The organism is Shinella sp. WSC3-e, from assembly GCF_945994535.1.
Taxonomy (GTDB): Bacteria; Pseudomonadota; Alphaproteobacteria; order Rhizobiales; family Rhizobiaceae; genus Shinella; species Shinella yambaruensis.
Window position 1 is genome coordinate 2,529,693 of the sequence record NZ_OZ000530.1, and the last position, 12,873, is coordinate 2,542,565.

Genomic DNA, 12,873 nt, shown 5'->3' on the forward strand with positions numbered 1-12,873 from the left:
GGGTTCGCGCTGGTCGGCGCGAACCCGGAGTGGGAAGAAACGATCAGTTCTTGATCTGATCGGCCGTGTAGTAGCCCGAGTCCGTGACGAGGATCTGTTCCGCGTTGGACTTGTCGACGGCGACGGGCTTCAAGAGGTAGGACGGAACGACCTTGACGCCGTTGTCATAGGTCTTGGTGTCGTTCACTTCCGGCTCCTTGCCGTCGAGGATCGCGTTGACCATGCCGACCGTGACCTTGGCGAGTTCGCGCGTGTCCTTGAAGACCGTCGAATACTGCTCGTCGGCGAGGATCGACTTGACGGAAGGCAGCTCGGCGTCCTGGCCGGTAACGACGGCCATCGGCTGGTCGCCCGAGCCGTAGCCGACACCCTTCAGGGCCGACAGGATGCCGATGGACAGACCGTCATAGGGCGAGAGCACGCCATCGACGCGGCCGTCGGTGTAGGTCGAGGAGAGCAGGTTCTCCATGCGGGCCTGCGCGACCGCGCCGTCCCAGCGCAGCGTGCCGACGGTTTCCATGCCGGTCTGGCCCGACTTGATGACGATGTCGCCGCTGTCGATCAGCGGCTGGAGAACCGACATCGCGCCGTCATAGAAGAAGAAGGCATTGTTGTCGTCCGGCGAACCGCCGAAAAGCTCGACGTTCCACGGCTTGGTATCCGGGAACTTCGCCTTCAGGCCGTCGACGAGGCTGGTGGCCTGGAGGACGCCGACCTGGAAATTGTCGAAGGTGGCGTAGTAGTCGACATTGCCCGAATCGCGGATCAGACGGTCGTAGGCGATGACCTTCACGCCGGCATCGGCCGACTTCTGGAGGATGTCGGACAGCGTCGTGCCGTCGATGGCGCCGATCACGAGCACCTTGGCGCCCTTGGTGACCATGTTCTCGATCTGGGCGAGCTGGTTCGGGATATCGTCGTCAGCGAACTGCAGGTCCGGCGTGTAACCGGCTTCCTTGAAAAGCTTTTCCATCGTCTCGCCGTCGGAAATCCAGCGGGTCGAGGTCTTGGTGGGCATGGAAATGCCGACCATGCCCTTGTCCTGGGCGAAGGACGGCGCCACGAACGACGCGACGCTGATGGCAGCGGCGGCGAGAAGCGAAGTGATCATTTTCATTGAAAGGTCTCTCCCTGGTGCGCACTGGCCGAAATTGCAGCCAGGCATTGTTCTGTGCACGGGCGGGGTCGCATTCAGACGACGGCCTGGACTGGAGGGCAGGAAGCCCGCCGGTCCCCACTCCCAAGGACCCCAGCGCACATTGGCGCAACGTCCACCGAATTGCCATAACTGTCAAATGCAATGAGCTTCTAATTCGATATCAAAATTGGTATATAGTATCGGATATATACTATTTTTATCGATCGAGGTAACGATGCGTTTGGACGATGACGTCGACGAACAGCTCTTCCCCGGCGAGGGCGGTAGCGATCTCCAGAGCGTCGGCCTCCTGCGCAGCGGCCTGAAGCTCAGCCATCTGCGCATGATCGTCGCCATCGAGGAGCACAGGCAGGTCAGCGCGGCAGCCGATGCGCTGAACATCTCGCAGCCCGCAGCCTCCCGCATGCTGACGGAAATGGAGACCATCCTCAAGGCGCAGCTGTGCGAGCGCGTCTCGCGCGGCGTGGCGCTCACCGCCTTCGGCAGGGCTTTCGCGCGGCGCGCGCGCACCATTCTTCTGGAGCTGCGCGAAGTCGACCGCGAGCTGTCCGCCCTGAAATCCGGCACCGGCGGCTCGGTTTTCCTCGGCTCGGTGACCGCGCCGGCGATCAGCCTCGCCGTGCCGGCGATCCAGCAGGTCAGCGCCGCCTATCCCGGCATCGAGGTGAACGTGCGCGTGGAGACGAGCAACGTGCTCGCGCGCGAGCTGCTGGCGGCGCGGCAGGACTTCATCATCGCCCGCGTGCCCGACGATCTCAATCCGCGGCTCTTCAACGTCACCGAAATCGGCATCGAAAAGGCCTGCCTCATCGTGCGCAAGGGCCATCCGCTGCTCGAAAAGCCCGTCGCCAGCCTTGCCGACCTGCCGCACTACGACTGGGTCTTCCAGCCGGCCGGCACGCTTTTGCGCCGGCGCATCGAGGAGCTGTTCCTCGCCGCCGGCGTGCCGCTGCCGTCCACCGTGGTCAACACCTCGTCCATCCTGCTGACGACCGCCATCGTCTGCGGCTCGAACGCGATCGCCCCCGTCGCCCGCGACATGGCCGTCTTCATCGCCGATGTCGGCGCGCAGGCGGGCGAAATCAGCATCCTCAACACCGATTTCGAGATCGACATCAAGCCGTACAGCCTTATCTCCGTCAAAGGCAGGGCACTGCCGCCGAGCGCCAAACTGCTCTATGATCTGATCCTGCAACGCAGCCGGATGCTGGCGCCGGACTGAGGAGGCCTTTCATGTTCGGCATGACCGTGTTCGAATCCGTGCTGGAACGGCTGAAGGCCGAGGCGCGCCAGGCCGCCGGGGAAGAGGCGGAGGACGAAGCCCCCGACGACGACGTCCAGGCCGAGGTGCGCGGCCTGCCCTCCGGCTTCGCCGGCCTCGGCACGGGCGGCGCCTTCGTCTCCGGCTCCCAGGCCGCCGCCGCCTATCTCGATCTCTACGAGGAGCCCGCCCCGGTCGAGCCGGAGCAACCGGCGCCCGCCGAGCCGCCTCCGCCCCCGCCGCATCTCCTGCGCATCGCGCCGGAGGAGGTGGCCAGCGACCTTGGCCTTGACGGCAGGGAGAGCGTGGACGAGCTACTCGCCCGTAGGCGTGGCTTTGCCCGGGAAAACCACCCCGACCGCGCGCCGGAGGAACTGCGTGCCAATGCGACCCTGCGCATGAAGATCGCCAACATGCTGATCGACGAGACGATCCGGCGGATCAATGTCGAAAGGAGCCTCGGCCTGTCGCGCTGAGCCCTGTCGCGAAAACCATCGCGATGCGCCTTAGCCCTTCGGCTCCTGCTCCGGCGGCTTTGCGGCCGGATCGGAGGGCTTGAAGAAGAGGATGAGCTGCGCGAAGGCATAGGCCGAGACGACGAGGAAGATCGTGCCCCAGGTCTGCTCGCCATTGTAGAATTCCACCGCCGTCCAGGCAGCGCAGACCCCGACCAAAAGCAGCCGCCGCCAGAGCGGACGGTAGAACGGATGATCGGGATCGATGAATTTCATGAACGTCTCCTCACGCTTCAGCGCCTACATAGGCGGTTTTCCCGCGCGAGGGAACGGCTTTCAAGCATCGACCCGGTCCAGGAACGCCGCAAGCTCGGCCGGCGCGATGCCGACGAGGTGACCCTTTTCGGGATAGGCGCCCGAGCGCACGTCGTCGGCATATTCGCGGAAGGCGGCGATGCGCTCCTGCTGCAGCCGGTCGTATTCGGCGGCGAAGTTGCGGTAGACCTTCACATGGCGCGGATAGTGCCCGCGGTTCTGGCCGAGCACGTCCTCGGCGAAGAGATATTGCGCATCGCAGCCCGTGCCCGCGCCCATGGAGAGCATGACGAGCCCCGTCCTCGCGCTGATCGCCGCGGCGATCTCGCCGGGCACCACCTCGATCTCGGCCGCGAAGGCGCCTGCCTCCTCCAGCGCCTTCACCTGCCGAAAGATCTCCATCGCGCTCTCGGCCGTCTTGCCGACGGCGCGGAAACCGCCGGTCCAGGTGGCCTTGGAGGGGATGAGCCCGACATGGCCGCAGACCGGGATGCCCTCCTCGCGCAGGCGCCGGACGGTGGAAAGCCCGGCGGCGCAATAGACGGCATCGCCCCCCGCCTTCATCGCCTGGAAGGCGCCGCGCAGATAGTCGTCCGCCGTGACGAAATCGCCGTATTCCAGTCCCGGAAAGGCAAAGACCGTGGGCGCGGCCTCGCGGAAGGCCGGCCCCAGCAGCGCCGGCGGCACGGAGACGAGGTCGATGCCCGCCTTCTCGGCGGCCTCCGCCTCCTCCAGCGTCACGACGCGCAGCATGGTGAGCTGCCGCTTGCCCTTCATCGCCTTGAGGTCGGCAACGGTTGGTCTTTTGGTCTTCATCCTGTCCTCCGGACCGCCCTTCAGGCGGCAAGCAATGTCTTCAGTTTGGTTTCCGGCGCGGCGAGCGCGGCCGGATCGGGATGCCGGCGGGCGGCGATCAGCATTTCCGCAAGGCGGATGTCGCGGGCGACCGCATTGCCCTTGCCGATGCCGCTTGCCGCGATCAGCCGGCCCTCGGCATCGAGATGGAAGAGGAGGAAGGCGCCGTCGCCGAGGTCACGCCGCACGGTCGTCGCCGCGCCGTCGGCCAGCCCCGCGATCTGCAGCGTCATGTCGTACTGATCCGACCAGAACCACGGCACGGCACAATGCACCTCGGCGCCGCCGAGCATGTTGGCCGCCGCAAGCTGGCCCTGCTCCTGCGCATTGCGCCAGGATTCGAGCCGGACGCGCCGGTCGCCGTAGAGCGGCAGTGGATAGGACGTGCAGTCGCCGGCCGCGAGGATATCCGGATCGGAGGTGCGCAGCAGGCCGTCGACGGCGATGCCGTTGTCCACGGCGAGCCCCGCCGCCTCCGCCAGTTCCGTGTTCGGCACGGCGCCGATGCCGACGACCAGCAGGCTGGCCGAGACGACGCGGCCGTCCTCCAGCGTGAGGCGAACCTCGCCCGGCCGCTCCTCCATGCCGGCAACCTTCGCGCCGCACAGCACCTCGACGCCTTCGGCCGCATGGCGGCTGGCGACGATCGCGGCGATCTCCGTCGGCACGCCGCGGCTGAGGACGCGCGGCAGGCCCTCGACGAGCGTCACGCTCGCACCGAGCTTGCGGGCGCTCGCCGCCAGCTCCAGGCCGATGAAGCCGCCGCCGAGAATGGCGACGTGGCTTCCCTCCACGAGGTGGGCGCGAATGCGCGTTGCATCGTCATGGCTGCGAAGGGCGGCGATGCGCCCGCCGCAGGCCATGCCCGGCAGCGTGCGCGGACGCGCCCCGGTCGCCAGCAGCAATTTGTCATAGGGAAGCGCCGTGCCGTCGCCGAGCCGTACCCGCCGGCCGGCCCGGTCGATCTCAAGGACCGTGCGGCCGGAAAGCACCGCGATACCGGCGGCGGCATAACGCTCCGCGTCCGCGACGAGTTTCGGGCCGGCCCCGGCGACCAGCGCCTCCTTGGAGAGCGGCGGACGCTCATAGGGCAGATGCGTTTCGCTGCCGATCAGGGTGATCGTGCCGTTAAAACCCTTTTCCCTGAGCGCGAAGGCTGCGCGCGCGCCGCATTCGCCGGCGCCGACGATGACGAAATCCGCCATGGCGTGATCCTCCCGGGCGGTTCCGGCAGCCGGAACCGCGAAAACAAGAAAGCTAGAGCCCGATGAAGACCGTGCCGCCCTCGACCTTGACCGGATAGGTCCTGAGGTCGACGCAGACCGGTGCGCCCTTGGCCTCGCCGGTCTTGTAGTCGAAGCGGCCGTTATGCTTGGGACATTCGATGATGTGATCCATCACCAGCCCGTCGGCAAGGTGGATCTTCTCGTGGGTGCAGAGCCCGTCCGTCGCGTGATAGGTGTCTTCCGGGCTGCGATAGATCGCGAAGGTGCGGCCCGCATGGTCGAAGCGGATGACATCCTCCTCGTCGATCTCGTCCGCTGCGCAGACCTCGATCCAGGTGTCGCTCATGGTCTCTTCTCCGATGATGTGCTGGTTTATTCGGCGGCCGCGACGGCCGGCTCGCTGTGGAATTCTTCCTTGTAGGGCCGCGCCGTCGCGGGCAGGTCGCGCTTGAGGAAGTAGTCCTCGTTGCGGAGCTGGCGCAGGAAGGCGGGGATCATCTCCCGGTAGCCGTGCCACATGGACGGGTTCGGCGCCGGCAGGTCATGCTTGATCATCGCATGCAGCCGCGGCAGCGCATGGTAGGGCACCATCGGGAACATGTGGTGCTCCACATGGTAGTTCATGTTCCAGTAGATGAAGCGGCTGACCGGGTTCATGTAGACGGTGCGGCTGTTCAGCCGGTGGTCGATGACATTGTCGGCAAGGCCGCCGTGCTGGAGCAGTCCCGTCAAAACGTGATGCCAGGCGCCGTAGAGCCGCGGCAGGCCGATGAGCATGGCCGGCAGGATCGAGCCGAGCGCGAAACAGAGGGCGATGGTCGCACCGTAGATGGCGAGCCAGATGCGGGCGATGCGGATCGCCTTCGGCTGCTCGGAGGCGGGAATGAAGGTCTTTTCCGCCGCGCTCATCACGCCCGCCGCATTGCGCAGCATGTCGATGACGGCATGCCAGGCATCGAGCAGACCGAAGAAATTGAGCACGAGACGGGCGAGGTCCGGCGGACGCATCACGGCGATCTCCGGATCGCGGCCGACGATGACCGTATCCGTGTGGTGGCGCGTGTGGCTCCAGCGCCAGGTCACCGGGTTGCGCATGATCATGAAGCAGGCGATCTGGTAGACGGCGTCGTTCATCCACATCGTCTTGAAGGCCGTGCCGTGGCCGCATTCGTGCCAGCGGCTGTCGGAGGCCGAGCCATAGAGCACGCCATAGACGAGGAAGAACGGCACCGCCCACCAGCTGCCCCACAGCCAGATGCCGGCAGCCCCGGTGACCAGCATGGTGCCGAGCCAGATCGCGGTGTCGCGGATCGCCGGCGCGTCGCTGCGCTGCATCAGCGCCTTCATGTCCTTGCGGGCGATTTCGGTGTGATACCATTCGGCCGCGGCCAGGCCATTGGCCACGGCGGCCTCGGCATCGCGGCCAAGAAGGCTGTAATCCCGCTTCGTCGGCTTCATCCCTCGTCTCCTCCCTGCGGTGGCGCTTGCAGGCACCGCCTCGTCTGATGCACGAACGATACCGCCCCTGCTTGCATCTCTCAATCCTGCCATGATAGAATGCATCAAATTCCATCATTATCTATCATTCCGCTTTGATGGAAAGATTTCAGGGAGGTGACCATGGCATCGCGACCCACCATTACGGATCTGGCGAAAGCCGCCGGCGTCAGCGTGGCGACGGTCGATCGCGTGCTGAACGGGCGCCACAAGGTGCGCGAGGAAACGGCGCGGCGGGTCTACGATGCCGCCAATACGATCGGCTATCACGCGATCGGGCTCATCCGGCAGCGGGTTTTCGAGGACCTGCCGCAATACCGGCTGGGTTTCAGCTTCCAGCGCCCGAGCCAGGCCTTCTACCAGAATTTCGCGCGCGAGATCGAGATCGCCTGCAATGCCTGCACCACGGCGCGCATCGTGCCGCAGGTCGACTTCATCAATGCGCAGACGCCGGCCGCGATGACGGACATGCTGCGGCAGCTCTCCGCCCGCAACCAGGCCCTCGCCGTCGTCGCCCCCGACTATCCGGCGACGACCGCCATGGTGGAGGACCTGAGGAACAGGGGCATTCCCCTCTTCTGCCTGCTCTCCGACTTCGCCATGGACGTGCGCCAGGGCTATATCGGCCTCAACAACATGAAGGTCGGCCGCACGGCGGCCTGGATGATCGCCCGCGGCGCCCGCCGGCCCGGCAAGGTGGCGATCTTCGTCGGCAGCCACCGCTTCCACGGCCACGAGCTGCGCGAGATGGGCTTCCGCTCCTTCTTCCGCGAGAAGGGCCAGGATTTCGAGGTGCTGGACACGCTCGTCAATCTCGACACCAGCGAGATCACCCACGAGGCGACCGCCAACCTGCTCGCCCAGCACCCCGATCTCGTCGGCCTCTATGTCGCCGGCGGCGGCATGGAAGGCGCGATTTCCGCCATCCGTGAAGAGGGTTACGGCGGGAAGATCCAGCTCATCGTCAACGAACTCACGCCCGAATCGAAGGCCGGCCTTGCGGACAACGTCGTCACCATGGCGATCAGCACGCCCCTGCCCGCCCTCTGCCGCGAGCTCGTCTCGCTGATGGTGACGGCCATCGAGAAGGGCGAGGCTGCCGTGCCCGGGCAGACGTTCCTGCCCTTCGATATCTTCCTTCCCGAGAACATCTGACAGGCTGGATGATGGCTTTCCATCATCCGCCCGATGAATCTGTCAGCAATGAGGGCGTGGCCGGCGCCTTCGGCTTTGACGCCCGTCAAGCGCTTCCCGATCCTCATGCGTGCATGCGAGGCCGCCCTGTCGGCGGCCCCCGAAGACCGGAGGACCTCCATTCCATGCCGCCCCTTGATTTCGCCCTCAACCACATGACGGCGCCCGCGCTGAACCTCGACGCCTTCTTCGCCCTCGCCGTCTCGCTCGGCATCACGAAGGTCGAGATCCGCAACGACCTTGACAGCAACGCCATCCTGGACGGCACCACGCCAGCCGAGGTGAAGGCGCTCGCCGCCCGCCACGGCGTCACGATCATCTCGATCAATGCGCTCCAGCGCTTCAACGAATGGACGCCCGCCCGCGCTGCCGAGGCGAAGGAGCTCATCGACTACGCCGCGGCGGCGGGCGCCCGCGCGCTCGTGCTCGTGCCGAAGAACGACGGCACCGGCCAGGCCGACGGCGAGCGGCAGGCCAACCTTGCCGAGGCGCTGGCGGCCCTGAAGCCGATGCTGGAGGCCGCCGGAATCACCGGCCTCGTCGAGCCGCTCGGCTTCGAGATCTGCTCGCTGCGCTCCAAGCGCGAGGCTGCCGAGGCGATCGAGGCCGTGGGCGGGGAACAGACATTCCGCCTTGTGCACGACACGTTCCACCATCACCTCGCCGGAGAGCCGGAACTCTTCGCGGCGCTCACCGGCCTCGTCCATATTTCCGGCGTCGAGGATGCCGATGTCACCGTTCCCGCCATGCGCGACGGCCACCGCGTCCTGGTCGGCCCGCAGGACCGGCTCGGAAACATCAGCCAGATCAAGGTCCTGGCTGCTGCCGGTTATGCGGGGCCGCTCTCCTTCGAGCCCTTTTCGCCGTCCGTACACGACGTCATCGATCCCAGGGCGGCCGTGGCGCAGAGCGTCGCCTTCATCCGCGAAAACATCTAGGGCCGGCGGGACCGGCGGCCTGTCCGCCGGCACTTTTCCCCAGGGCCTTGCGGGATTCCCGGTCCTGAAAAATGGAACGGGCTTGACGTCCCGAGCAGAAAATGGAATAAACATTCCGCAATACGGAATTCGCGGTTTGTTTATTCTGTTTTGGCCTCTTGCCTCCCGGGAGGAGCAAGGGGCCGGCTGCCCGCAAGGGCCAGCTGTCCGGACAATCGAGTGGCGCTGCCGGACGCCACGTTGAGGAGGAGAACGACATGAAAAAATTCATTCTGAGCTCGGCGCTTGCCGTGATGATGTCCACCGCCGCCCATGCCGAGACGATCGGCGTGTCCATGGCGCTGTTCGACGACAACTTCCTGACCGTCCTGCGCAACGGCATGTCCGACTACGCCAAGACCCTCGACGGCGTCGAGCTGCAGATCGAGGACGCCCAGAACGACGTCGCCAAGCAGCAGAGCCAGGTGCAGAACTTCATCGCCTCGGGTGTCAGCGCTATCATCGTGAACCCGGTCGATACCGACGCGACCGCCGCGCTCTCCAAGGCCGCGGCCGATGCGGGCATTCCGCTGGTCTATGTCAACCGCGAGCCGGTCAACGTCAACGAGCTGCCGGAAAAGCAGGCCTTCGTGGCTTCCGACGAAAAGGAATCCGGCACGCTGGAAACCAAGGAAGTCTGCCGCCTGCTGAACGGCAAGGGCAAGGTCGTCGTCATGATGGGCGAGCTTTCCAACCAGGCCGCACGCGTGCGCACCCAGGACATCAAGGACGTCATCGCCACCGACGAGTGCAAGGGTCTCGAGATCGTCGAGGAGCAGACCGCCAACTGGTCGCGCACGCAGGGCTCCGACCTCATGACCAACTGGCTCTCCGCCGGCCTGGAGTTCGACGCCGTCATCTCCAACAATGACGAGATGGCGATCGGCGCCATCCAGGCGCTGAAGGCCGCCGGCCGCTCGATGGACAGCGTCGTCGTCGCCGGCATCGACGCCACGCAGGATGCGCTTGCCGCCATGGCAGCCGGCGACCTCGACGTGACGGTGTTCCAGGATGCCGCCGGCCAGGGCAAGGGCTCGGTCGATGCCGCGCTGAAGCTGGCCAGGGGCGAGCAGATCGACACCAAGGTGTACATCCCCTTCCAGCTCGTGACCCCGGCCAACATCGCCGACTTCCAGTCGAAGAACTGACCGGTTCCCACCGGTCGCGGAAAACCGCTAGACTGCTGTGGACGCGCGCACGCAAGCGTGCGCGCGTCCGACCCGTTTCTGGTTGCTCCGGGAGGGAGGGGACGATGGTCAGTCCGACCACCATGGCCGCGGTTCGTGCAAGCGGCGCCATTCCGAATGCCGAATATCTGCTGTCCGCGGAAGGTATCCGCAAGGAATTTCCGGGCGTCGTCGCGCTTGACGACGTCGAGTTCAAGCTGAAGCGCGGCACCGTGCATGCGCTGATGGGCGAGAACGGCGCGGGCAAATCCACGCTGATGAAGATCCTCGCCGGCATCTACACGCCCGACCAGGGCGAGGTGCTGCTCAAGGGCCAGAAGATCCGCCTGCAATCGCCGCTCGACGCGCTGGAGAACGGCATCGCCATGATCCATCAGGAACTCAACCTGATGCCCTTCATGACGGTCGCCGAGAACATCTGGATCCGCCGCGAGCCGAAGAACCGCTTCGGCTTCGTCGATCACGGCGAGATGCACCGAAAGACGGCCGCGCTCTTCAAGCGCCTCAACATCGTGATGGACCCGGAAACCCAAGTGCGCGACCTCTCGGTGGCCAACCGCCAGATGGTCGAGATCGCCAAGGCCGTCTCCTACGAGAGCGACGTGCTCATCATGGACGAGCCGACCTCGGCGCTGACCGAGCGCGAGGTGGAGCATCTCTTCACCATCATCCGGGATCTGCGCGCGCAGGGCATCGGTATCGTCTACATCACCCACAAGATGAACGAGCTGTTCGAGATCGCCGACGAATTCTCGGTGTTCCGCGACGGCAAGTATATCGGCACGCACGCCTCGACCGACGTGACGCGCGACGACATCATCCGCATGATGGTCGGCCGCGAGATCACCCAGATGTTCCCGAAGGAGGAGGTGCCGATCGGCGACGTCGTCCTCTCGGTGAAGAACCTCACCCTCAAGGGCGTGTTCCACGACGTGTCCTTCGACGTGCGCGCCGGCGAGATCCTCGGCCTTGCCGGCCTCGTCGGCTCGGGCCGCTCGAACGTCGCCGAGACGATCTTCGGCGTGACGCCGGCCACCTCGGGCAGCATCGAGATCAACGGCAAGCCGGTGACCATCGACAGTCCGAACACGGCGATCCGGCATCGCATGGCGTTCCTGACGGAAGACCGCAAGGACACCGGCTGTCTCTTGATCCTCGACATCCTGGAAAACATGCAGATCGCCGTCCTCCAGGATAAGTTCGTCAAGAACGGCTTCGTTGCCGAGGGCGAACTGACCAAGGTCTGCGAGGAGATGAGCCGGAAGCTGCGGGTGAAGACGCCGAACCTTCACGAGCGCATCGAGAACCTGTCGGGCGGCAACCAGCAGAAGGTGCTGATCGGCCGCTGGCTGCTTACCCATCCGCGCATCCTCATCCTCGACGAGCCGACCCGCGGCATCGATGTCGGCGCCAAGGCGGAAATCCACCGCTTCGTCACCGAGCTCGCCCGCGACGGCGTCGCCGTCATCATGATCTCGTCGGAAATGCCGGAAGTGCTCGGCATGAGCGACCGCGTCATGGTCATGCACGAGGGCCGCGTCACCGGCATCCTCGACCGGGCGGAGGCGACGCAGGTCAAGGTCATGGAACTGGCTGCCCAGTGAAATCAGCCCAAGGAATATTCAGGGCCGCCGGGCGGCCGCAAGGGAGGTAATCATGAGCACGAATTCCGCCGCGCAGGCCCAGGCCGCTGCGCAGAAATCTGCCCGCCGGCTCCCGCCGGAACTCAACATCTTTCTCGTCCTGATCGGCATTGCGCTGGTCTATGAAATCCTCGGCTGGATCTTCGTTGGCCAGAGCTTCCTGATGAACCCGCAGCGCCTGACGATCATCATCCTGCAGGTCTCGGTCATCGGCATCATCGCCGTCGGCGTCACGCAGGTCATCATCACCGGCGGCATCGATCTCTCTTCCGGCTCGGTCGTCGGCATGACGGCGATGTTCACCGCCTCGCTGGCGCAGGCCTCCACCTGGCCGCGCGCGCTCTATCCCTCGCTGACGGACATGCCCGTCATCGTGCCCGTCGCGCTCGGCATCGGCGTCGGCCTGCTCGCCGGCTTCATCAACGGGCAGCTCATCGCCAAGACGAAGATCCCGCCCTTCATCGCCACCCTCGGCATGATGGTCTCCGCCCGCGGCATCTCCAAGTGGTACACCAAGGGCCAGCCGGTCTCGGGCCTGACGGAACAGTTCAACTTCATCGGCACCGGCATCTGGCCCGTCGTGATCTTCCTCGTCGTCGCCATCATCTTCCATATCGCGCTGCGCTATACCCGCTACGGCAAGTTCACCTACGCGATCGGCGCCAACGTGCAGGCCGCCCGCGTCTCCGGCATCAATGTCGAATCCCATCTCGTGAAGGTCTACGCCATTGCCGGGGCGCTCGCCGGCCTTGCTGGCGTCGTCACCGCGGCCCGCGCCCAGACCGCCCAGGCCGGCATGGGCGTGATGTACGAACTCGATGCGATTGCCGCGACCGTCATCGGCGGCACCTCGCTTGCCGGCGGCGTCGGACGCATCACCGGCACGGTCATCGGCACCGTCATCCTCGGTGTCATGACATCGGGCTTTACCTTCCTGCGCGTCGATGCATTCTACCAGGAGATCGTCAAGGGCATCATCATCGTCGCCGCCGTCGTCGTCGACGTCTACCGGCAGAAGAAGCGTAAGACGTAGTTAAAAGAGCGAATAGGGAATGGCGAATAGCGAATAGTTCGCCAAAAATTTCTCCCTATTCGCTACTCCCT

13 protein-coding genes are annotated in these 12,873 nt (G+C 65.4%); 7 read left to right on the top strand and 6 right to left on the bottom strand.

Annotation, left to right across the window (positions count from 1 at the left end; translation table 11 throughout):
* Positions 1 to 43: 43 nt before the first annotated feature.
* The gene (gene chvE / locus AABF56_RS12485; protein WP_244767127.1) at positions 44 to 1,117 is read right to left on the bottom strand and encodes a multiple monosaccharide ABC transporter substrate-binding protein; all 1,074 of its coding nucleotides are present in this window, start codon (positions 1,115 to 1,117) and stop codon (positions 44 to 46) included.
* A 256-nt stretch (positions 1,118 to 1,373) separates the two neighbouring features.
* On the opposite strand from chvE, the gene AABF56_RS12490 reads away from it, so the two are divergent.
* Both AABF56_RS12490 and AABF56_RS12495 read left to right on the top strand, forming a co-directional pair.
* The gene (locus tag AABF56_RS12490; protein WP_244767128.1) at positions 1,374 to 2,381 is read left to right on the top strand and encodes a LysR family transcriptional regulator; all 1,008 of its coding nucleotides are present in this window, start codon (positions 1,374 to 1,376) and stop codon (positions 2,379 to 2,381) included.
* Positions 2,382 to 2,392: 11 nt separating this feature from the next.
* Positions 2,393 to 2,896 (top strand): hypothetical protein, encoded by a 504-nt coding sequence (locus tag AABF56_RS12495; protein WP_244767129.1) that lies wholly within the window; start codon positions 2,393 to 2,395, stop codon positions 2,894 to 2,896.
* 30 nt (positions 2,897 to 2,926) lie between these two features.
* On the opposite strand, the gene AABF56_RS12500 is transcribed toward AABF56_RS12495, so the two are convergent.
* Genes AABF56_RS12500 through AABF56_RS12520 form a run of 5 tightly spaced genes read right to left on the bottom strand, consistent with a single transcriptional unit; the run spans position 2,927 to position 6,729 of the window.
* Entirely contained in the window at positions 2,927 to 3,151 is a 225-nt protein-coding gene (locus AABF56_RS12500) for a hypothetical protein (protein WP_244767130.1), read from the bottom strand.
* A 60-nt stretch (positions 3,152 to 3,211) separates the two neighbouring features.
* Entirely contained in the window at positions 3,212 to 4,006 is a 795-nt protein-coding gene (locus AABF56_RS12505) for a 3-methyl-2-oxobutanoate hydroxymethyltransferase (protein ID WP_272806153.1), read from the bottom strand.
* Positions 4,007 to 4,026: 20 nt separating this feature from the next.
* Positions 4,027 to 5,250 (bottom strand): NAD(P)/FAD-dependent oxidoreductase, encoded by a 1,224-nt coding sequence (locus tag AABF56_RS12510; protein WP_272806154.1) that lies wholly within the window; start codon positions 5,248 to 5,250, stop codon positions 4,027 to 4,029.
* Between the two features lie 52 nt (positions 5,251 to 5,302).
* Positions 5,303 to 5,617, bottom strand: a complete 315-nt coding sequence (locus tag AABF56_RS12515) for a MocE family 2Fe-2S type ferredoxin (protein WP_133032655.1) — start codon at positions 5,615 to 5,617, stop codon at positions 5,303 to 5,305.
* A gap of 26 nt (positions 5,618 to 5,643) precedes the next feature.
* A complete protein-coding gene (locus AABF56_RS12520) occupies positions 5,644 to 6,729 on the bottom strand; it encodes a fatty acid desaturase family protein (RefSeq protein WP_272806155.1) in 1,086 nt (361 codons plus the stop codon).
* A gap of 162 nt (positions 6,730 to 6,891) precedes the next feature.
* Here AABF56_RS12520 and AABF56_RS12525 point away from each other — a divergent pair, with 162 nt between their 5' ends.
* The 5 genes from AABF56_RS12525 (at position 6,892) to AABF56_RS12545 (ending at position 12,802) form a co-directional block, all read left to right on the top strand.
* Positions 6,892 to 7,923: a LacI family DNA-binding transcriptional regulator gene (locus tag AABF56_RS12525; protein ID WP_272806156.1), complete on the top strand. Its 1,032-nt coding sequence runs from the start codon at positions 6,892 to 6,894 to the stop codon at positions 7,921 to 7,923.
* Positions 7,924 to 8,087: 164 nt separating this feature from the next.
* Positions 8,088 to 8,900 carry a TIM barrel protein gene (locus AABF56_RS12530; protein WP_272806157.1) on the top strand — a complete coding sequence of 271 codons (813 nt, stop codon included), beginning with the start codon at positions 8,088 to 8,090 and terminating at the stop codon, positions 8,898 to 8,900.
* Positions 8,901 to 9,157: 257 nt separating this feature from the next.
* Positions 9,158 to 10,087: a sugar ABC transporter substrate-binding protein gene (locus tag AABF56_RS12535; protein WP_272806158.1), complete on the top strand. Its 930-nt coding sequence runs from the start codon at positions 9,158 to 9,160 to the stop codon at positions 10,085 to 10,087.
* Positions 10,088 to 10,191: 104 nt separating this feature from the next.
* Positions 10,192 to 11,730 (top strand): sugar ABC transporter ATP-binding protein, encoded by a 1,539-nt coding sequence (locus AABF56_RS12540; RefSeq protein WP_272806159.1) that lies wholly within the window; start codon positions 10,192 to 10,194, stop codon positions 11,728 to 11,730.
* 52 nt (positions 11,731 to 11,782) lie between these two features.
* Positions 11,783 to 12,802 carry an ABC transporter permease gene (locus tag AABF56_RS12545; RefSeq protein ID WP_272806160.1) on the top strand — a complete coding sequence of 340 codons (1,020 nt, stop codon included), beginning with the start codon at positions 11,783 to 11,785 and terminating at the stop codon, positions 12,800 to 12,802.
* Positions 12,803 to 12,873: the final 71 nt, after the last annotated feature.